Raw genomic sequence first — 20696 nt, forward strand, 5'->3', positions numbered from 1 at the left:
TGACACAATGGCTACTTTTGGACTTGGCATTGTCCTCTTCACCCTGATCGTTCTGGCGCTTGTCAGCATCATCATCGCGGCCCGTTCCAAGCTGGTGTCGACCGGCAATGTGAACATCACTATTAACGGCGAAAAAACCATCTCGGTTCCTGCCGGTGGTAAACTGCTGCAGACACTTGCGGCTGAAAAGCTGTTTGTGCCTTCGGCCTGTGGCGGCGGCGGCACCTGTGCCCAGTGCCGAGTCAAGGTGCACTCCGGTGGCGGCTCGATCCTGCCGACCGAGGAAGGCCATATCACCAAGCGTGAGGCCGGCTGCGGTGACCGCCTGTCCTGTCAGGTTGCGGTCAAGCAGGACATGGAAGTGGAAGTGCCCGAAGAGGTGTTTGGCGTGAAAAAGTGGGAATGCACCGTGCGTTCCAACGAAAACGTCGCCACCTTCATCAAGGCGCTGGTGCTGGACCTGCCCGAAGGCGAGGATGTGAACTTCCGCGCGGGTGGCTACATCCAGATCGAAGCCCCGGCCCATGCGCTGAAGTACACCGATTTTGATATCGAAGAAGAGTACCGCGAAGACTGGGACCGCTTTAACCTGTGGCAATATGAATCCGTGGTCAATGAGCCCGTTGAACGGGCCTATTCCATGGCGAACTACCCGGATGAAAAGGGCATGATCATGCTCAACGTTCGGGTGGCCTCACCGCCTCCCGGCTCGGAAGGCATCCCGGCTGGTCAGATGTCGAGCTACATCTTCAACTTGAAGCCTGGTGACAAGGTGACGATCTCTGGTCCGTTTGGTGAATTCTTTGCCCGCGAGACCGGCAAAGAGATGGTCTTTATCGGTGGTGGTGCCGGTATGGCGCCGATGCGCAGCCATATCTTTGACCAGCTCAAACGTCTGGAAAACCGCGATCGCAAGATCTCCTTCTGGTATGGGGCGCGCTCCAAGAAAGAGATGTTCTTTGTCGAGGATTTCGACACGCTGGCGGCAGAGTTTGATAACTTTGACTGGCACGTTGCCCTGTCCGACGCGATGCCCGAGGATGAATGGACCGGCTACACCGGCTTTATTCATAATGTGTTGTTTGAGGAGTTCCTCAAGAACCACCCGGCGCCAGAAGACTGCGAATTCTACATGTGTGGCCCGCCCATCATGAACCAGTCGGTGATCAACATGCTGCTCGATCTCGGTGTCGACCGTGAAGACATCATGCTGGATGATTTTGGCGGCTAAGCTGCTACATTACTGCAATAAAAAAGGCGGCTCCTGTCTCAGGTGCCGCCTTTTGCTTGGCTGGGTACTGCCGTGATAAGACCCGCCTTCATGTCCAGAAGGCGGGTGTTCAATCCGTTTCCTGCGGCGCGGATTTTCCCAGTGCTTTGCGGGTCAGCGCCAGGAAGACTTGGCGCTCTTCAGGCGTCAGCTCCTGCAGCATTTCATCCTGCATGCGTTCCACCTTTGGCAGGATCTCCTGAAACAGGGCTCGCCCAGTGTCGGTGAGCCGGACTTCGCGGGCGCGGCGGTCTTTTTCGCTGACGTTACGGGTGACATGCCCCTTTTGCACCAGGCGGTCGATTACGCCGCCAATGGTGGCGCGATCATAAGCGATCTTGGCGGCAACGCCGGCCTGATCAATTCCGGGGTTCGCGGCAATTGTATCCAAGGCGGCAAACTGAACAGGCGTGAGGTCAACGCCATCTTCTTGCATCTGCTTGGCAAAGATATGGGTGGATGTCTGGTTCAGTCGCCTGATCAGGTGACCCGCCATTTCCTGAACTTTCATCGGCCTCTTACTCCTGCGTTTCGGCACCCTATGTGCTGTCTATTACAGGCAGGACGACGATGATAGCAGCGGCCACATTGTTTCTTGACTCAATATAGTAAGCATAGATATTAAAATGAGATCGAGGAGATCCGCGAGGATCCGGTTGAAAAATGGGGGATGCGGTGATGCAGTTTTACAAGGACGGCTTTCGAGGGGGAGATCCTGACGTTAAGCCCGCCGAATCTGCATTTCGCAGCTATGGGGCGTTCGAGCCGCTGCCGGACCGGGTGGATGTGCTGATTGCGGGCTGTGGACCGGCGGGGCTTTGCCTTGCGGCGCAACTGGCGCAGTTTCCTGACATCAAAACCATGATCGTCGAGCCCAAACCGGGGCCAATCGAAAAAGGCCAGGCGGATGGGGTCAATACCCGTACCATGGAGATGTTCCAGGCCTTTGGCTTTGCCGAGACGGTCAAAAGGGAGAGCTACTGGGTGAACCAGACAGCATTCTGGTCACCGGATCCCAAGAACCCCGCGCATATCAGCCGCATAGGCCGGGTGCAGGATGTGCCCGAAGGCTCGTCTGAGATGCCGCATACTCTGATCAACCAGGCACGGGTGCATGAACTGTTTCTTGAGGTGATGAAAAACGCCCCGACCCGGCTGCAGCCGGATTATTCCTGGGGCGTTCGGGATCTGGTGATTGACCCCAGCACGGAGGATCACCCGGTTACTGTCACTCTGGAAAACACCGGCATCAACGCGGGCGAGACCAAAACTGTGCGAGCCAACTATGTGGTGGGGTGCGACGGGGCGCGTTCACGCGTGCGTGCCTCCATTGGTGGTGAGCTGCACGGTGATGCCGCCCATCAGGCCTGGGGGGTGATGGATATTCTGGCAAATACCGACTTTCCGGATGTGCGTCAGAAATGCCTGATCACCTCGGCCTCGGAGGGCAATATCCTGATCCTGCCGCGGGAGGGCGGCTATCTGTTCCGAATGCATGTCGAGCTGGACAAGTTGAACCCGCAAGAGCGGGTCTCCAGTCGCAATTTTACCGCAGATCACATGATCGAGGCGGCCAACCGGATCATGCGGCCCTACACAATCGACGTCAAAGAGGTTGTCTGGTGGTCCATTTACGAAATTGGCCACCGACTGACGGATCGGTTTGACAATGTGCCCGGGGATCGGGATCAAAACCCGCGGGTCTTTACTGCCGGGGACGCTTGCCACACCCATAGCCCCAAGGCCGGGCAGGGGATGAATGTCTCGATGCAGGACAGTTTTAACCTTGGGTGGAAGCTGGCGCAGGTCTTGCAGGGCCGCTCAGATCCGCGCCTGTTGCGCAGCTACTCTGCTGAGCGTTGGGTCGAGGCAAAGCGCTTGATCGAGACGGATCACCAATGGGCACGGATCATGTCGGCCCCGCCCGGAGAGTCCAAACTCGACGGCAGTGACATGCCGCGCTTCCAGAAGCAATTCATCGATAACCTGGAATTCACCGGGGGGCTGGCCGTTAAATATGATCGGTCTTTGCTGACAGGCCCGGATACATACCAGGCGCTGGCAAACGGGTTTGAGATTGGGCGGCGTTTTCATTCTGCCCCGGTTGTTCGGGCCGCAGATGCGATGCAGATGCAGCTGGGTCATGTGGCCGAGGCCGATGGCCGCTGGCGGATCTATGCCTTTGCTGGCAAGGAAAGCGGCGAGGGTTCTGATATTTATCAGCTTTGTGAGTGGTTGATGAATGATCTGGCCTCGGTCGTGCAAAGGTATCGCCGACCAGATGAGGATGTTGACGCGGTAATCGACCTGCGGGCAGTTTTTCAACAGAGTTTTGACGCGCTTTTGTATCAGGATTTTCCAGAGATCCTAAAACCATTCACCGGCCTGCTGGGGCTGCAGGATCATGAAAAGATTTTCTGTGTCGATCACAAAGGCGCCGGGGATATCTTTGAGATGCGAGGTGTGCACCGCGACCAGGGCTGCATGGTTGTGGTGCGGCCGGATCAGTATGTCGCCCATGTGTTGCCGCTTGATGCCCACGACCCACTGAGCAGATTTCTTGACGTGATTTTTCTACCCGCAAGTGGCACCTGACCCAACATATACTTGGTGAAGACGGCTACAATCCAAAGAAATCGGGTACTTCCAGGCTGTCGCCTTGATCTGTGGCCTTGGCATAGACAAAGCTGGCCAGCGCCACATCCAGGATCCCCATGCCAAAGGGGGAATAGATCACCGGTTTGCTATCCGTAAGGGTCACTGCGCCATCAATCACCTGGGTAAGAGAGCCGCTGACAAAGTCCCGCCCCCCTGACAGGATCTCGGCAAGATGCGGCGAGGTCTGTGCTTTGAGGCAATGATTCACATCGTCAAAGACGTTCTGTGCGGCCAGGATTTGCTGCGGGGCAAGATCGCGCAGGGATACATTGAGTACAGTTTGCCCAGGTGAAAACTGAAATGTTTCAGGTAGATACGGTGTTACCGCACTTGTGGCAAAGACCACAATCTCTGCGTCCAGGGCCTGTTCCAAACTGCCGGGTTGGGCAGCCACACCGCAGCTGTTAACGGCATGATTGGCCAGCGCTGCAGCGGCTTCGGAGTTTAGGTCGTGGCAGCAGACCTTGCCAATTTGCCACCCGCGCGCGCAGAACTGATTCAGGATATTGCGCGAGATCAGCCCGCCCCCGACAAAGGCGACAGATTTTGCCCGGCGCCCCAGACGCGCGCAGTGATCCGCCCCCAGGACTGCCGAGGCGGCCGTGCGCATGGCGCTGATTTGTGCGCCCTCCATTACCGCAAAGGGATAGCCGGTTTCGGCGTTATTGAGGATGATCACTGCCGAGGCTCGCTCCAAACCTTTGCTGAGGTTGGCGGGGTAGCTGGCGATCCATTTGATGCCAGAAACTTGTAGATCGTCGGTGGCAATAGCGGCGGGCAGGGCGATGATGCGATTGCGTTCACTATCGGGAAACCGCAGAAAGTAGCTGTCGGGGTTGACCGTCTGGTGCTGATGATGCGCCTGGTAGGCACGCGCGACCAGTTGCTCGATTTCCTCAGCGTTGCCCTTCAGGACCTTGCGGATCGCCTGGGCCGCAATCAGCCGTAAACCGGGCTGTTCTGTATCGGTGAGATGCCCCATGTCAGTTGACCTCATTCGCTGTGGTTTCCAATTCCCGGTGGGGCTCTGATATGTTGGCTTCAAGGCTGGGGAGTGCGCCATAAACCTCCTGTACCCAATCATCGTTATAAATCGTGTCGAGGTATTTCTCGCCACCATCCGGGGAGAGGGCGACAACCTTGCTGCCCCTTGGGAACAGATCCGCCCGTGCCTGAACCCCAGCCAGAATTGATCCGGTTGAGCCGCCCGAAAGATACCCGTGCGTGGTCGCGAGCCAACGGCACATGCGGACCGCATTGTGTTCCGACACCATGACAGTATTGCGGATTTATCTGCTTGATAGATCTCAGGGATCCGGCTGGTGCCCAGCCCGGGGAGAAAGCGTGGACCGGCTTTGCCACCAAAGGTGATGGATCCAGTTGAATCCACAGTAAGCACCTGCGCCGGATGGCGGGTGCCCTGAAAATAATCGAGAAACCCCATCAGGGTGCCGGTGGTCCCGGCGCCGACCACAACCCAATCCGCATCGGGATGCGCAGTGGCGATTTCAACCGCGGTGAGCCGGGTGTGGGCTGCCGGGTTGGCAGGGTTGGCATATTGGTTGGTCCAGTAAAGCGAGGGATCGGCCTGCTGCATCTGCTTGATCAGTTCGATGCGGGTCCCCAGATAGCCCCCCTGGGCATCGCGCGCGGTGACCTGGATCACCCTGCCGCCAAAGGCGCGGATCGTCGCCACACTCTGCGCCGAGACATTTGGGTCGACAATGCTGGTAAAGCCATATCCGCGTTTTGCACAAAGTGCTGCCAGGGAAATGCCCAAATTTCCGGAAGTAGATTCAATCACCATTGCGCCGGGTTGCAACCTACCGGAGAGCTCTGCTGCTTCAATCAGGCTCAGCGCCGTTTTATGTTTGATAGAGCCGGTGGGGTTTATGGATTCGATTTTTAAAAACAAGTGCCCGTCAATCAGCCCCTCAATTGGCATAAAGAAGGCTTCTGGAAATTCTCTCCTAATGTTCATCAGAACTCCAATCAGCTTTTGCGGGTTTAGAAATCTATCATAAAGTGTAATAATTAGAAATTGCTCAGTCAATAGGGGCGCTTATTTGAAATATTTCATGATCCGGGTTTAAAATGATGAGGCAAAATGTATCGCTATTTCTGTGTCCAGTTGTCGATCTTGATGAGGGATTGCTTGCAGCGCTGCTTGCTGAATTGACCCTGCAAGAGCGCCAGCGGGCGCGTCGTTTTTCCTGCAATCAGGCGCATCACTTGTTTGTTGTTGCCCATGCGGCTTTGCACTGGGCGTTGCGGGACGCAGGTGTGCATCGCTATGACCTTTGCTGTAACCCACAGGGGAAACCCTATCTGAAGGACCACCCGGATCTGCATTTTAATCTGTCCCACACTGAGGGCCTGATTGCGGTAGCGCTGTGTTCAGGCAGACCCATGGGCGTGGATGTTGAACGGTTGGCGGACCTGCAAACCTATCAAGAGCTCGCCGCGCGTGTGATGACTCCAGCAGAATGCAGCTACATGGCGGCACAATCGACGCCGCAGGATCGGTTCAGGGGCTACGGAAAGGGGTTGCATCAGCTGCAGATTGCCGCCGCAAGCACAGGTCAGACTGCGGGCAGTGATTTTTTGATGCAAGCCGCACTCCAAGCAGCCGCCAGTGATGCGGTGAAATTCAGATAGGTCAGATAGCTCCAATTCATCCCCCTTCTGAGGGGCAAAGCCAAGCTGGCCCGGTAGAACCTTGCTCCAAGCTTTGCGACTCCAAATTGTCTCTGGTGAAACGGTCCGGAAATTTTTGTGTTGTCCTGGTCTGTGGGGTGGAAAACGGAGGGCACCCAGCGACTGGTGCAAAGGTGCCCGACGTTTTGACGCAGGGGTCAGCCGGCCATGGCCTTTTCTTTTTCCTTTGCCTTGATCGATTTGGCAGAGGCTTTTGCGGTATCTTTACCCGCTTTTTCTTTGCCTTTCATCTCTTTGGCCTTTGCCTTTCTTTCATCTTTCTGGGCTTTGCCCTCGGCTTTTCCTTTTGCCTTATGCTTGGCTTTAAGTTCCGCTTTCATGGGGTCTTTTTGGGCTTTGGCTTCCGCTTTTTCCACGTGAGGTCTCCTCAAAAAAATGTCACTCCGGATATCGGCACAGGATGAAAGCAATCATAGGAAAGCTGAAAGCAACCTATGCAAGAACAATTCAGTATCATGATTTTTCGAACATCCACATATTGTTTCAAATCCGCAAATACAAATTAAGGTTGTGTTGATAAATGGTTTGTGGTTTCAAGTATCTGGCGAAGTCTATGCCGGTGGTTTTTCTGTAGGTTTTTGATCTGGCTCGGCTTGGCTGCCAGTCACAGAGCAGCTTGTCTGCTTGACCCGCCAATCAGGTGGGAGATTCGAAGCTTTGAAATTGGTGCGAAAGCCGCAAGGCCAATCAAAGAGCTGGTTCGTTTGAGGGGCCAAGCAGGCGATTTTATCTCTGTATTCAGGCCTTTCACAGGTTTGAAATCGACCTTTGATGGCGGGAACTGGTCACTGACTGACTGACTGAGTGATGGGCGGATGAGCGCTGCTGGGCTTGCGAAATCGACTTCAAAAAGTGAGGAAAGGATTCGAGGGATGGTTTTCGACAAAGGCTTGATCAGGACGCTGCAAGAACGCGCAGATTCTAACGACCAGAGCGCGTTTTCTTTCCTGTCGTCGCCCTCCCAGCCAGCTGAAACACTGTCCTATCGGGGGCTGGATGCGGCGGCCAGGGTGCAGGCGCTTACTTTGCAGGCTGAGGCCAAAGACCTGGGCTACAGCCTCAGGCAGGCGCCGGTGATCATCGCACTGCCCGCCGGTTTGGCGTTTTTGCAGTGTTACTTTGGTTGCCTATACGCGGGTGCCATTGCCGTTCCGATCAAATATCCCCAGCTGAACCGGCCGATGGATCACACCCAAAACGTTGCCGCAGATAGTGGCGCCCGGCTGGTGATTTCGACCCGTGAGATGCAGGCGCGGCTCAGCGAGGCGCTGCCGGGGCTGAGGATTCTTGCCATCGAAGATCTGCCGACCACTGCACAGGAGATCTGGCAAGACCCGGATCTGAGCGGTGCGGATATTGCGCATCTGCAATATACCTCAGGATCGACATCGGCGCCCAAAGGCGTGGCGATCTGCAACAGCGTCGGGCACAATGGATGGGGCAACAGCCTTCGCCGGTTTTGGAACGGCAGAGGCGCGAGGATGCCCCGGCAGATCTGGCCGCGGCACAGACCCCGACCCAGGAGATTCTGGTGGAGATCTGGCAAGACCTCTTTGCGCTGGAACCCATCGGCATTCACGAGAATTTCTTTGCGCTTGGTGGGCATTCACTGTTGGCAACCCAGCTCAATGCGAGAATTGCCAGCCGGATGGGCACGGATCTCTCTCTGGCTGCGGTGCTGAAGGCCCCCAGCATCGCTGAACTGGCCGACAAGATAGACAGCGTCGCCCTGCAAGAGGCAGATCCGCAGATCCTGGGCGGGCTGTTGAGCGAGTTGGAAGGCTTGAGCGAAGAAGAGTTACAGGCCTTGCTTGCGCAGGAGGGATCCGCATGAGCGATCTGAAACTGCGGCTGCAAGACCTGACACCAGCCCAGCGGGCGCTCTTGTTGCAACGCCTGGTCAAGCGCGAGGACGCCAAGGCCCCTCTGATCGCTGATCCTTATGATCTGTCCCTGGCGCAGGAGCGTTGGTTGTTTCAGGACCAGCTGTCACCGAAAGATCCTGCACATATCATCGTTGGTGCATTGCGGTTGCGCGGCCGCCTGAACAAGGCAGCGTTGCAGCAGGCGTTGCAACGGATCTATGACCGCCATGCACCGCTGCGGCAGAACTTTTCCAATGCAACGGGCAAGGCGCGGGTCCTGCAGCGCCAGAACCCAGTTCTGCATCTGGTTGATCTGTTTTTGGCTGATCAGGGAGGAAGCTCTGGCGATCTCTCTTTGCACCCGGCCTATGTTGCCAGTGTCCAGACTGGATTTGACCTGTCACAGGATCAATTGATCCGGATTGAACTGGGGCAGTTGGCCACGGATGATCATCTGCTGATCTTTGCCATGCACCACATCATTGGTGATGGCTGGTCACTGGATATCTTCCTGCGGGAGCTGGCAGCCGGGTATCAATCACTCAGTCAGCATATCGAACCTGATCTGCCAGAGCTGGCGATCAGTTACAGCGACTACGTGGCCTGGCAAAAACAGCGCCTCTCTGGGACAGTGCTGGACAAAAGCCTGTCTTATTGGCGTGACCAGCTGGCTGATGCGCCGCGACCAACCAATCTGGTTTCAGACCTTCCAGGCAGTCAGGAGGGGGAACGGGATCTGACCGGGGCAACGGTGGAAGCCTGTCTGCCCACGAGCCTGGTGGAGCAGCTGACGGCGCTTGGCCAATCGGTAGGCTGCTCATTGTACACCACGCTTTTGACCGGGTATTTTGTGCTCTTGTCGCGGCTGTCGGGTCAGGATGATTTGGTCATCGGCACCCCGGTCAGTGGGCGGCTACGGGAGGAAGATGAACCGCTGATTGGTCTCTTTCTCAATACGCTGGCGCTGCGGGTGCGGCTGGAACCAGAGATGGACGGTACGGCCACGCTGCGGGCGGTAAACCGCGTGGTTCTGGATGGGTTGGAGCACCATGAACTGCCCTTTGATCGCGTGGTCCAAGAGGTGGCCCCAGCCCGCAACGCGCAGGATCACCCGCTGTTTGAGATGATGTTCAACTTCACCCCCAGCCCGCCACGTGATTTTCAGATGGGGGGAGTGAACTGCAAATTTCTACCGCCGCCAAATCATAGCAGCGCCTTTTCTTCGGCGCTTTACATCAGCCAGTGGCAGGGGAGGCTGGAGCTGCGGCTGGCCTATCAATCCGCGCGGTATTCTGCGCAGCGCATGCGGGACGTCCTGCACCAATACCAAGCGGTTCTGGCTCAGATGGTTGCAGGCACGGATCTCGCCATAGCTGATTTTGATCTGCGCGGTGACCAGACAGCCCGGCAAAAGGAGATCCAAAGCCCTGTTGGAAAGCTCCCAGATCAGGTTCCAGTGACCCGTCAAATTGCCATCTGGGCTGAGCAGACACCAAAGGCAGTGGCGCTAGACTGGGAGGGCGGTTCACTCAATTACCAGGAGTTTGTGGCGCGGATGCAGGCCATCGCAGCCGACCTGGCCCAGAGCGGTGCAGCGCCTGGTGAAACGATCGCGATTTTTGCCCCTCGTGGCCCGGCGCAGGTCCTGGCAATGGCGGCGGTTCTGGAGTTTGGTGGCGTGTTGATGACACTTGACCCCGACCTGCCAGGGGAACGCCGTTTGGTGATGCTGGAACAGGGGCGAGTTGGGCGTATTCTATTTGGCGGCGGGCTGACCGCAACGCAATTAGACTGGCTAGAGGGGGTCGCGCTGCCCCGTCTTGAAATCTCCGAAGTTGGTTCTGAAGAGGGCGCGGACCTCTTTGCCGCAGACCGGTTTACGCCCCCCTGTGGTGCGCGTGACCCAGCTTATTTGGTTTTTACCTCCGGCTCTACCGGAACGCCCAAGGCCATTTTGGGCACGGCTGGCGGGCTGGCCCATTTCCTCAGCTGGCAGCGTGACAGGTTTGCGATAGGTCCCGGCGATCGGGCGGCGCAGTTCACGGGCTTGTCTTTTGATGTTCTGTTGCGTGATGTCTTTGCGTCTCTGGTGTCAGGTGCAACACTGGTGATCCCGCCGGTGGGGATCGGACCGGCGCAAGTAGGAGCGCTTGACTGGGTGGAGTACGCGGAAATCACCCTGCTACACAGCGTACCCTCGATTCTGCAAAGCTGGTTGCTGAATGATGCATCAGGGGTGCAATTGGCGCAGTTGCGCCTTGCCTTCATCGCTGGCGAGCCCTTTGACGCGACATTGCTGCACCGATGGCAGCAGCGCTTTGGTCAGGGCATAAGATTGATCAACCTCTATGGGCCAAGCGAAACAACATTGGCCAAATTTGCCTTTGAACTTGGGCCCGAAGCTTATGAAGCGGGGCAACCGGTTGGTCATGCCCTTCCGCAGACCAGGGTGATGGTTCTGACCGCAGGTGGCAAACCAGCGGCACCAGGTGAGATGGGGGAGATTGCGATCTCCACACCTTTTAGATCCTTGGGGTACTTCAACGATCCTGCACTGACAGAGGTGCGGTTTGTCTCCTGTTCCGAATTGGGCAACCCGTCGGAGGGGGAGGATAACATCGCCTATCTGACCGGTGATTTGGGCTGGCTGGATCCGAAGGGCCTGTTGCATGTGGCGGGCAGGATGGATGATCAGGTCAAAATCCGCGGCGTTCGTGTGGAGCCGGGCGAGATCGCCGCGCTGCTGGAGCAGCACCCGGCTGTTGCGGCCAGCGCGGTTGTTGCGCGGCGCACTCCCACGGGGGAGCAGGAGCTGGACGCCTATTTTGTAGCACAAGCGGGGGAAATAGCCGCTGCGCAGGCCTCCACCACTCAGATGCAGGCACAACTGCGCAGTTATCTGCGGGCGCGCCTGCCCTCTGCGTTGGTGCCAAATGGGCCTATGCAGCTGCCTGAGCTGCCGCTGACACCCAATCACAAATTGGATCGCCGCCGTCTGCCAGCAATCTCAGCACCACAGGAAGCTGAGGCTGGGCAAGCACCTCGCACAGCTGTAGAGGCACAGATGTTGCAGATCTGGGAAGAGGTCCTGGGGAAATCTGGCTTTGGCGTCACGGATGATTTCTTTGACATCGGTGGCCACTCGCTGCTGGCTTTGCGGCTGGTGTTGTTGATTGAACAGCGCACAGGCGTCAAAATCCCTCTCGCCGAATTGTTCAAATCCGCCACCGTGTCCCACTTGGCGCAGGTCGCGCAGAGCGGTAGTGCTGGTGACGGATTGGTGCCCCTTTGGCTGCGCGGTGAGGGGCCACCACTGTGGCTGGTGCATACCGGCGGTGGGATGTTGTGGAACTATCAACCCCTGGTTCAGGCGCTGGCGCCAGATTTTCCGATCTACGGGTTTGAGGCCAGAGGCCTGTTTGATGGGGCGGAGCCACAGGAGCGTATCGCTGACATGGCCGCGCTGTTCATCTCAAATATGCGCCGTCGCCAGCCCCATGGCCCCTATCGGTTGGCTGGACACTCGTTTGGTGGCCTTGTTGCCTGGGAAATGGCCTGTCAACTGCAGGCGGTGGGTGCCGAAGTGGCGGGGCTCTGTCTCTTTGACAGCAGCCTGACCCGCCCGGATGACGCTTGGTATGCGGGTCAAACCGATGCCGGTATTGCGGCGCGGGACCTGTCGCGTGCGGTCCAGATCTTTGCGCGTTTTACAGGCCAGACCCTGGCGCTCGACGAAGGTGATTTGGCGGATCTGCCCATAGCGGAGCAATTAGAGAGCGCCACAGCACTGATGGCTGCCAGTATTGGTTCGAAACAAGCGGCGCGGCAGATGGTGGAGGGTTTGTTGCGGATCTCAACCTGCCACCGGGCAGCGCGGTTGGCCTATAGGCCAAGGCCGCTGAGTGTTCCGGTGGTGTTGTTTCAGGCCACCGAGTCTGATCAGGGTGAGGCGGACCAGGATCTGGCGGCGGCTTGGCAGCACCTCGCCACTGGCGCCTTTGAGGCGCTGGTAATGCCGGGAGATCACGTTACCATGATGGCGCCGCCTCATGTGCAGACATTGGCCCAGACTCTGCATCAGGCTCTTAAGCAACAGACCTGAGGCCGTAAGTTCCATCTAGGACCGTGCCTTGTTGTACCCCGGCGCCACTTGGGTATTCCTGAACTTGCTGGATGCGCGTTTAGGGTATAGATCCAAGACTTGGTCGTGCCACGATCCCCGAGCGCTCTGGTTGGTCGGATATTTCGAAGGTTGCACAGGTTTTTACCAATCCTATGCTTGGTTTTAGCAGCAGGATGACGATGATTTGTGTAGTAAGTGATTCAAAGGACGGATTGATGATTACCCCCATTCTACTCTGCGGTGGTTCCGGCACCCGGCTTTGGCCTTTGTCGCGCAAAAGCTATCCAAAACAATTTGTGCCCCTGGTGGGAGATACGACGCTGTTTCAGGCCTCAGCGCAGCGGCTGTCTGGGGCGGAGTTTGCCGCGCCAATGGTGCTGACCAATTCTGATTTCCGCTTCATCGTTACCGAGCAGCTGACAGGTGTTGGTATTGATCCTGGCGCCATCCTGATCGAGCCTGCCGGGCGCAACACCGCACCGGCGGTGCTGGCGGCGGCGTTATATTTGGCTCAAAGCGATCCCGAAGCGCTGATGCTGGTGGCGCCTTCTGACCATGTGGTGCCCGATGATGCGGCGTTTCGCGCGGCTGTTGCCGCTGGGGCCGAGGCGGCCAACAAAGGCCAGATTGTCACCTTTGGTATCAAACCCACCCATGCTGAAACTGGCTATGGCTATCTGGAACTCACCGGGGATCCCGGCGATTTTTCTCCGCGGGCCATTGGTCTGAAACGGTTTGTCGAGAAACCTGATGCGGCGACGGCTGAGACCATGCTTGCCTCCGGCAATTTCTTGTGGAACGCCGGGATCTTTTTATTCTCGGTCAAAACCATCCTTGCGGCCTTTGCCGCCCATGCCACGGATCTGGTGGCCCCAGTAGAGGCGGCGATCGAAGCGGGTGAAATTGATCTGGGTTTCTTCCGGCTTGACCCCACAGCCTGGGAGGCGCTGGCTGATATTTCGATCGACTATGCGGTTATGGAGAAAGCGGACAACCTGACGGTGGTTCCCTTTGCTGCGGGCTGGTCTGATCTGGGCGGCTGGGACGCGGTCTGGCGCGAAAGCGAGGCAGATGCCACAGGCGTGGTCACCAGCGGCAATGCCACGGCGATCGACTGTCAGGACAGTTTGCTCCGCTCAGAAGATGACAGCCTGGCGGTTGTCGGCATTGGCCTGCAGGATGTGATCGCGGTGGCGATGCCGGATGCCGTGTTGGTGGCGGATGCGTCGCGCGCGCAGGATGTGAAACTGGCTGTGGCCGCCCTCAAGGAAAAAGAGGCCAAGCAGGCCACTGAATTCCCCATGGATCACCGTCCCTGGGGCTGGTTTGAAAGCCTGGCGGTAGGAGAGCGTTTCCAGGTGAAACGCATTCATGTTCATCCCGGTGCGGCACTGTCTTTGCAAAGCCACCATCACCGATCTGAACATTGGATTGTGGTCGAAGGCACCGCCAAGGTGACGGTGGATGATGAGGTAAAACTGGTGACTGAGAACCAGTCGGTTTATATTCCGCTTGGCGCGGTGCACCGGATGGAAAACCCTGGAAAACTGCCGATGGTTTTGATCGAAGTTCAAACCGGCAGCTACCTTGGTGAGGACGACATCATCCGCTATGAGGACGTCTATGCCCGTGGCCAGGGGGCCAAAGGCTAGCTCCGCCAAAGCAACCACATGTAGCGAATGAGGCGACTGCCCTGGCGTAGCTCTCCTTAATGTTGTTGTTTTGGCAGCTGCAACAGCTGCGGTTCCTTGGTACGGCTTTGATGGGCGGATCTCACCAGTCGAGAATCTCTGGCAACATGCGCCCGGTTGTCCCCGATGGCAGCCGGGTGCGGGCATAGGCAGCAATTGTGGGCGCCACATCAACGGTTTGGACCTTGCGTTGGATTGTCTGAGTGCGGATGCCCGGCCCCATAAAGAAGAGTGGAACATGCCGATCATAGGCATAGGGAGAGCCATGCTGTGAAGCCCCCGCCAATGGATTCGGGTCTTTCATGAACCAACCGGGAGAGAGAATTGGGTAGAGATCCCCGGATCGCGATGGCAGGAAATTGGCCGTAACGGCCCGTCCCAGATGGGTATCGGGCAGGTTGCCCAGTGCGATGCGCTGCTTTTCAAAAACCCAGGCCACCCCCAGCATGCCGCGCAGGGTGGTGGCAATCAGTGCCTCAGCCTCTGCCGGGTCCGCACCTGCAGCCTGCAAAAGGTTATGATTCAGATAAATCCAAGGTGAGGTATAGCTGCTGATGGGGGCACTGATACCATGGGCCATCTTAAAACCCTGAATGGCAGGTGTTTGTTCTACCTGGTCATAATCAAACAGCTGCAACTGGGTGCGCACCCGTGCATTCATATAGGCCGGCACCTCGGTGGCGCCGTGATCAGCAGAGAGAACCACCAGGGTGTTGTCCAATCCCACCACCTGGTCCAGATGGTGGAAAAAATCAGCCAATTGCGCATCCAGCCGCTTGAGGTTGTCTTCGGCCTCCAGCGATGAAGGGCCAAAGGTATGGCCAATATAGTCGACGGAGTTCAGGCTGATTGCCAGGTAATCGGTCACCTCATCCTGGCCAAGCTGCTCCCCGGCAATCAGCGCCTTGGTAAAACTGAGGGTCAGCTCATCCGCCGCAGGTGAGGTCTCCAGAAAGGCCTGGTAATACCCATTTGATGGATCCGGGTAGAGATGTTCGGAAAATACAATGCCCCATCCGGGATAGTCTTTTTCCCAGGCCTGGTCATCAAAATCAGCAAAACTATAGGTGGCCTCAGGGTACAAGAGCTCCCATCCTGACCCGGCATAGCTTTCGGGCAATTGTCTGGCCGTCCAATCCTGATGCCACTGCGGATAGGTCTGGAGGTAGAAGACAGAGCTGAGAAATGTGGATTTGTCGGTGTTGTACCAATAGGCCGTGCCGGCATGACCAGTCGCGCCAATGGCGGCGCGGTCTTTCATGGAGACCCCAAAGACCTTGGCCTGCGCGCCGCGGGACAGGCGAATTTCATCACCAATCGTGGTCACCAGCAGATCCCGGGGAGAGCGACCATCCTCTGGCGGTGACTGGCTGCCATCTGGGTAAAGCAGCGGCGAATTATCGTCCTGGGTGGCAAAGTGCAGCGCATCTGAGACATCCAGCACGATGCCCTCGCTCTTTGGGTTGTCCGGGTTATGTTCAGTTCTTGGAAGCTGGGCGTCGAGAAAATTGTTGCCGATCAACCCATGTACCGCCGGGTCTGCGCCTGTTGACAGCGTTGTATGCCCGACAACTGTTTCCGTATTGGCGTGGCGATGTTCTGCGTCCCTAAACCAGGTGCCATTACTCATGAGACGCTGAAATCCGCCTTCGGTGAAACCTGTGGAGAACCGCTCCAACAGGTCAGCTCTGAGTTGGTCGACAGTAATCTGGACGATCAGTTTTGGCGGTAGTTCTCGCCCCTGGGCAGACAGTTGAGTTGATGCAAACAGCAGGCCAGAGACCAAAAGTATGAGGCGCATAGTTTTTCCAATCTATAGGAATCCCAAGCAGGTATGGCCTACAATACCATTGCGCGTTTCAAATTTGCAAATACTCGTTTAGGTATAGTTGATTTTGCACGGTTTTGCCGCGCGCAAAGGGGTAAGTCGACAGATGGAAGCCTGGTCACTTTGCTAAATGACCGGGCCTTTAGGTGTTTTATCCTGCAACTGACCAGCGGCGAGGGCGCTTAGGGCGACCATGGTGGCTGCTGTGCCAAGACAGGCGGTCAAACCCCCCAGTTGATAGGTCAATCCGGACAAGACAGTGCCCATCAAACGCCCTGCCGCGTTGGCCATGTAGTAGAATCCGACGTCCATGGTCACCCGTTCGGCCTTGGTGAAGGCCAGGATCAGGTAGGAATGCAACGAGGAATTCACCGCAAAGATGGCGCCAAAAACCAGCAATCCAGCGATCAGCGTCATGGTGAGCCAAGGGGCAGGCCCATCGGAGACCAGCAATGCCAGTGCAAGGGCCGCGGGCACGGCCATCAACAACAAGGCCCATGTGCGGGCGCTGCCTATCAGCTGGACCTCGGAGCGGGAGGCGGCCTTTAGGATGCGTGGCGCGCTGGCCTGCACGATCCCGTAGAGGATCGTCCAGATGGCCATGAAGCTGCCGATCAGGAAAAATGCCGCGCGGTTGCCCTCTTCGGTGCCGTCAGAGAACACCGCGTAAAAATAGATCGGGATGCCAACCACAAACCAGATGTCGCGGGCGCCAAACAGAAAGACCCGCGCTGCCGACAGCCAGTTCACATTGCGCGACTCGGAGAACACCTCGGAGAACTTTGCGCCTTTGCGACCTCTTGGCAGGCCCGGCGGCATGGCGATGATCAGGCTGAACAGGATCAGGCCGAGGATCAGGGCCATGCCCAAGACGGCCGTCATGAAGCCAAAGCTCGCCAAGAGGCCGGCACCAAGCAGAAAGCCCATGCCCTTGATCGCGTTCTTTGACCCGGTCAGAACCGCCACCCAGCGAAACAGCCCATCACCCGTTGAAGGCGCCAGCAGTTTGACCGCCGATTTTGACGACATCTTGGCCAGATCCTTGGCCACACCGGACAGGCCCTGCACCAGCATGACAAAGACAACCGTGGTGGCGATTTGCCAGTTCGGGTCCAGTTGTGTCAGCGCCAGCAGCGCAACAATCTGTAGTGACAATCCGGCATAAAGCGTTGAGGTCAGGCCAAACCTGGCGGCAATCCAGCCTGCAGAGAGATTGGTCGCCATGCCAGCGATCTCATACAGAACAAAAAGATAGGCCAGCTGCACCGGCGAGAACCCCATGGCGTGGAAATCCAGCAGGATCAGCATCCGGAGGGCGCCATCCGTCAACATGAAGGCCCAGTAGGCGGAGGTCACAGCAAAATAGGCGGGAAGGCCCTGTGCCGGTGCTGGGGCCTGTGTCACAGCTGATTCCCAACCATGCGGGCCACATCCACTAGACGATAGGCATAGCCCATCTCATTGTCATACCAGGCGTAGATTTTCACCTGGGTGCCGTTCACAACCATGGTGGAGGGCGCATCAATGATACTGGAGCGCTGATCATTGGTGTAATCAGTTGAGACCAGCGGCCGGGTTTCATAGCCGAGGATGCCTTTGAGCGAGCCTTGCTCAGAGGCGGCTTTGAACAGGGCGTTGACCTCCTCTGCGCTGGTTTCACGCTCGACCTCAAAGACGCAATCGGTGATCGATGCATTGAGCAGGGGCACTCGTACAGCGTGGCCGTTCAGCTTGCCGGTGAGCTCGGGGTAGATCAGCGTGATCGCGGTGGCGCTGCCTGTGGTGGTGGGGATCAGATTGGTCAGGGCTGAGCGCGCCCGGCGCAGATCCTTGGCGGGGCGGTCCACGATGGTCTGGGTATTGGTCACGTCATGGATGGTGGTGATGGAGCCATGTTTGATGCCGAGGTTTTCATGGATCACCTTGACCACAGGCGCCAGGCAATTGGTGGTACAGCTGGCGGCGGTCACGATCCGATGGCGGTCAGGTTCATAGATGTCGTCATTGACGCCAACAACGATATTAGCCGCATCACCATCCTTGACCGGGGCTGAAACCACCACCTTTTTGACACCTGCTTCAAAATAGGGCGCCAGCTTGGCTTCGGTTTTGAACACACCAGTGCAGTCGATCACCACATCAACGCCCGCCAGTGGCAGATCCTCAAGGCGGCCTTCGCAATAGGTGGGTAGGCGGGTGCCATTGATGGTGATGGAGTCGTCGTCATGGCTGAATTCTGCGTCCCAGCGGCCATGCACCGAGTCAAACTCCAGCAAATGCGCGTGCATCTCAGGGGAGCCAACCGCGTCGTTGATCCAGGCGATATCTGCGCCGCTGTCGACCAGAGGTTTCAGCGCGAGCTTGCCCATTCGGCCCAGGCCGTTCAATGCATAGGTGGTCATGACTAATCCTACTCGGAAATGCGCGCGATCTCGTCGACGGCGCTTTGAAGGGAAATTTGGTCGAGCTGTTCGATCGGCAGGGCGGCAAACCCTTGCAAACGGTGGTTCAGCACGCCGTAGGCTTGATGAAAAGCGAGGCTTTTTTCGGCATCGGTGCCCGTGGCCTTGACCGGATCGGGCATCCCCCAATGGGCACTGATGGGCTGGCCATCCCAGGTCGGACATTCCTCATTCGCCGCCTGATCACAAACGGTGAAGACAAAGTCGAACTCCGGGGCGCCCTCGCCGATGAACTCCTCGACATTCTTGGACCGTAAGGCGCTGGTATCATGACCCTTGGCCTTGAGCATCTCAACCGCGATGGGGTTGAGGCTCGATTGCTGCTGCGTCCCGGCAGAAAAGACCTGAAACCGGTCTTGGCCTTTGGAACTCAGAATGGCCTCGGCAAAAATGGAGCGGGCGGAATTGCCCGTACAGATGAAGAGAACGTTGTACTTACGGTCTGCCATTTGGTGTTCCTTTGGTGCCGCAAAGGGCTGGTAGGATGTGCACAAATCCGGGCGGCCCCGACAGCAATCCAGAAACAGGGAGTCCAGCGTTTCGCGGGTGGTCGCCATGTTGATCTGGTACCGCAGCCAGGTGCCTTCCCGGGTTTTGGTCACCAGATCTGCCTGCATTAAAGCAGAAAGATATGACGATAATGTGCTGGCCTTGATGTCCAAGGCAGCGCTGATCTCCCCGGCAGGAACCTGATCGGGGTAGCGGCGCATCAGCAACCGAAACACCGCGAGGCGCTGGGGATGTCCTAGAATGGACAGGCGGAGGGGAATCATTTCTTCCATATTTCACGTATTATCGAAATAAAGAATTTCTGGCAACAGTGGTGATGGCAAAACTGTAGGGATTTTGCCCTTTGGCAGTTTTGCGGGGAGGTTATTTAGCGGGGCTCGGGGAACCTGCTGCGTGTGCGATTGGCAAAGGCCACCAGCGACAACATCACCGGGACCTCGACCAAAACACCGACAACCGTGGCCAGAGCAGCGCCGGAATGCAGGCCAAACAGGCTGATTGCCACGGCAACGGCCAGCTCAAAGAAGTTTGAGGTGGCAATCATCGCGCAGGGGGCGGCAATGCGGTGGGGCACCTTCAGTACATGGGCGGCGCCATAGGCAAGGGCAAACATGCCGTAGCTCTGGATCAGGATCGGCACCGCAATCAGGGCGATGACCATGGGCTTGGCCAGCAGAACCTCGCCCTGCAATCCAAACAGGATGACCACGGTGGCGATTAGGCCGATGACGGAGAGCGGTTTGACGCGGGCCATAAAGGCATCAATCGCCACTTGCGAGCCCAGAATGCGCCGGGTGATCAGACCCGCAATCAAGGGCAGCACCACATAGAGCAGGGTGGCCAGAACCAGGGTGGACCAAGGCACTGCGATCTCTGTCACGCCCAGCAGAAAGGCCACGATCGGGGCAAAGGCTACCACCATGATCAGGTCATTGACCGAGACCTGCACCAGCGTATAGGTGGCATCCCCACGGGTGAGCTGTGACCAGACAAACACCATGGCAGTACAGGGCGCGGCGCCCAGCAGGATCAGCCCGGCGGTGTATTGCGCCGCATCTTCCGGTGCAATCCAGGGCGCAAACACAGTGTCAAAGAACAGCACGGCGAGGAAGGCCATGGTGAACGGTTTGATCAGCCAATTGACCACCAGTGTCACCACCAGCCCTTTGGGCTGACGGGCAACGCCGGACACCGTGCCAAAATCAACACCCACCATCATCGGGTAGACCATGGCCCAGATCAGCACCGCCACAACCAGATTGATCGAATAGATCTCTGCGGCGGCGATGGCATTGACCAGACCCGGGGCAAATGACCCAAAGGCAATGCCTGCCACCATCGCCAATGCGATCCAGACGGTTAGGTACCGTTCAAAAAAGCCCATTGCACTGTCGGTGGGGGCTGGGGTGCTGGTCATGAGCGGCATCCTTTGGGGCCTTGGCCAGCTGAGGGCTGCCCGTTTCATTGCGCAGTCCGAATACAGGCATGAGAGGTCTAAACCAAGTTTGTTGTAGGCTCTGGTGCAAATTTCCTCAGCGAGGGTGTCAAATTAGTGTTCGGCCTTAAAGGGC

General features: G+C 57.4%; 14 protein-coding genes and 1 pseudogene. 7 read left to right on the forward strand and 8 right to left on the reverse strand.

Features of this window, described 5'->3' with window-relative positions; genetic code table 11:
• The first annotated feature begins 7 nt into the window (after positions 1–7).
• A complete protein-coding gene (nqrF, locus tag ED661_RS21585) occupies positions 8–1231 on the forward strand; it encodes an NADH:ubiquinone reductase (Na(+)-transporting) subunit F (RefSeq protein WP_122077264.1) in 1224 nt (407 codons plus the stop codon).
• Between the two features lie 109 nt (positions 1232–1340).
• Here the strand turns inward: nqrF and ED661_RS21590 are convergent, their stop codons facing one another.
• Positions 1341–1781 carry a MarR family winged helix-turn-helix transcriptional regulator gene (locus ED661_RS21590; RefSeq protein ID WP_122077266.1) on the reverse strand — a complete coding sequence of 147 codons (441 nt, stop codon included), beginning with the start codon at positions 1779–1781 and terminating at the stop codon, positions 1341–1343.
• 167 nt (positions 1782–1948) lie between these two features.
• On the opposite strand from ED661_RS21590, the gene ED661_RS21595 reads away from it, so the two are divergent.
• Entirely contained in the window at positions 1949–3865 is a 1917-nt protein-coding gene (locus ED661_RS21595; RefSeq protein ID WP_122077359.1) for an FAD-dependent monooxygenase, read from the forward strand.
• Positions 3866–3890: 25 nt separating this feature from the next.
• Here ED661_RS21595 and sbnB read toward each other — a convergent pair whose 3' ends face one another.
• On the reverse strand, positions 3891–5909 hold the full coding sequence (gene sbnB / locus ED661_RS22120; RefSeq protein WP_216822478.1) for a 2,3-diaminopropionate biosynthesis protein SbnB: 2019 nt from the start codon (positions 5907–5909) through the stop codon (positions 3891–3893).
• A 113-nt stretch (positions 5910–6022) separates the two neighbouring features.
• On the opposite strand from sbnB, the gene ED661_RS22125 reads away from it, so the two are divergent.
• Positions 6023–6586, forward strand: a complete 564-nt coding sequence (locus ED661_RS22125; protein WP_122077271.1) for a 4'-phosphopantetheinyl transferase superfamily protein — start codon at positions 6023–6025, stop codon at positions 6584–6586.
• A gap of 197 nt (positions 6587–6783) precedes the next feature.
• On the opposite strand, the gene ED661_RS21615 is transcribed toward ED661_RS22125, so the two are convergent.
• Complete coding sequence (locus tag ED661_RS21615; RefSeq protein WP_122077274.1) at positions 6784–7002, reverse strand: hypothetical protein; 219 nt, start codon at positions 7000–7002, stop codon at positions 6784–6786.
• Positions 7003–7518: 516 nt separating this feature from the next.
• Between ED661_RS21615 and ED661_RS22460 the strand changes: the two are divergent.
• The 4 genes and pseudogenes from ED661_RS22460 to ED661_RS21635 form a co-directional block, all read left to right on the forward strand.
• Positions 7519–8046 (forward strand): annotated as a pseudogene (locus ED661_RS22460) (AMP-binding protein); the annotation flags it as partial.
• 35 nt (positions 8047–8081) lie between these two features.
• Positions 8082–8480, forward strand: coding sequence for a phosphopantetheine-binding protein (locus tag ED661_RS22315; RefSeq protein WP_122077279.1), 399 nt, complete (start codon positions 8082–8084; stop codon positions 8478–8480).
• Positions 8477–12613, forward strand: coding sequence for an alpha/beta fold hydrolase (locus ED661_RS21630; RefSeq protein WP_122077281.1), 4137 nt, complete (start codon positions 8477–8479; stop codon positions 12611–12613). The genes ED661_RS22315 and ED661_RS21630 overlap by 4 nt, the downstream gene beginning before the upstream one ends.
• Positions 12614–12849: 236 nt before the next feature.
• Complete coding sequence (locus ED661_RS21635) at positions 12850–14286, forward strand: mannose-1-phosphate guanylyltransferase/mannose-6-phosphate isomerase (protein ID WP_122077283.1); 1437 nt, start codon at positions 12850–12852, stop codon at positions 14284–14286.
• Positions 14287–14407: 121 nt separating this feature from the next.
• Here the strand turns inward: ED661_RS21635 and ED661_RS21640 are convergent, their stop codons facing one another.
• From ED661_RS21640 to arsB, 5 genes are all read right to left on the reverse strand, one after another.
• Positions 14408–16126, reverse strand: a complete 1719-nt coding sequence (locus ED661_RS21640) for an alkaline phosphatase family protein (RefSeq protein WP_122077286.1) — start codon at positions 16124–16126, stop codon at positions 14408–14410.
• 153 nt (positions 16127–16279) lie between these two features.
• The gene (arsJ, locus tag ED661_RS21645; RefSeq protein ID WP_122077289.1) at positions 16280–17557 is read right to left on the reverse strand and encodes an organoarsenical effux MFS transporter ArsJ; all 1278 of its coding nucleotides are present in this window, start codon (positions 17555–17557) and stop codon (positions 16280–16282) included.
• Positions 17554–18555: an ArsJ-associated glyceraldehyde-3-phosphate dehydrogenase gene (locus tag ED661_RS21650; protein WP_122077291.1), complete on the reverse strand. Its 1002-nt coding sequence runs from the start codon at positions 18553–18555 to the stop codon at positions 17554–17556. The genes arsJ and ED661_RS21650 overlap by 4 nt, the downstream gene beginning before the upstream one ends.
• Before the next feature lie 8 nt (positions 18556–18563).
• Complete coding sequence (locus tag ED661_RS21655; RefSeq protein ID WP_122077293.1) at positions 18564–19397, reverse strand: helix-turn-helix domain-containing protein; 834 nt, start codon at positions 19395–19397, stop codon at positions 18564–18566.
• 95 nt (positions 19398–19492) lie between these two features.
• A complete protein-coding gene (gene arsB, locus ED661_RS21660) occupies positions 19493–20509 on the reverse strand; it encodes an ACR3 family arsenite efflux transporter (RefSeq protein ID WP_122077362.1) in 1017 nt (338 codons plus the stop codon).
• Between the last annotated feature and the right edge of the window lie 187 nt (positions 20510–20696).

Source organism: Pseudophaeobacter sp. EL27, assembly GCF_900313025.1.
Lineage (GTDB): Bacteria > Pseudomonadota > Alphaproteobacteria > Rhodobacterales > Rhodobacteraceae > Pseudophaeobacter.

What these genes read in the sequence shown, in the direction of transcription:
- ED661_RS21595 (WP_122077359.1), top strand. Translation starts at nt 1,949, where the DNA reads ATGCAGTTTTACAAGGACGGCTTTCGAGGGGGAGATCCTGACGTTAAG.
- ED661_RS21640 (WP_122077286.1), bottom strand. Translation starts at nt 16,126, where the DNA reads ATGCGCCTCATACTTTTGGTCTCTGGCCTGCTGTTTGCATCAACTCAA.
- sbnB (WP_216822478.1), bottom strand. Translation starts at nt 5,909, where the DNA reads ATGAACATTAGGAGAGAATTTCCAGAAGCCTTCTTTATGCCAATTGAG.
- ED661_RS21590 (WP_122077266.1), bottom strand. Translation starts at nt 1,781, where the DNA reads ATGAAAGTTCAGGAAATGGCGGGTCACCTGATCAGGCGACTGAACCAG.
- ED661_RS22125 (WP_122077271.1), top strand. Translation starts at nt 6,023, where the DNA reads ATGATGAGGCAAAATGTATCGCTATTTCTGTGTCCAGTTGTCGATCTT.
- ED661_RS21655 (WP_122077293.1), bottom strand. Translation starts at nt 19,397, where the DNA reads ATGGAAGAAATGATTCCCCTCCGCCTGTCCATTCTAGGACATCCCCAG.
- ED661_RS21630 (WP_122077281.1), top strand. Translation starts at nt 8,477, where the DNA reads ATGAGCGATCTGAAACTGCGGCTGCAAGACCTGACACCAGCCCAGCGG.
- nqrF (WP_122077264.1), top strand. Translation starts at nt 8, where the DNA reads ATGGCTACTTTTGGACTTGGCATTGTCCTCTTCACCCTGATCGTTCTG.
- ED661_RS21650 (WP_122077291.1), bottom strand. Translation starts at nt 18,555, where the DNA reads ATGACCACCTATGCATTGAACGGCCTGGGCCGAATGGGCAAGCTCGCG.
- arsB (WP_122077362.1), bottom strand. Translation starts at nt 20,509, where the DNA reads ATGGGCTTTTTTGAACGGTACCTAACCGTCTGGATCGCATTGGCGATG.
- ED661_RS22315 (WP_122077279.1), top strand. Translation starts at nt 8,082, where the DNA reads ATGGGGCAACAGCCTTCGCCGGTTTTGGAACGGCAGAGGCGCGAGGAT.
- ED661_RS21635 (WP_122077283.1), top strand. Translation starts at nt 12,850, where the DNA reads ATGATTACCCCCATTCTACTCTGCGGTGGTTCCGGCACCCGGCTTTGG.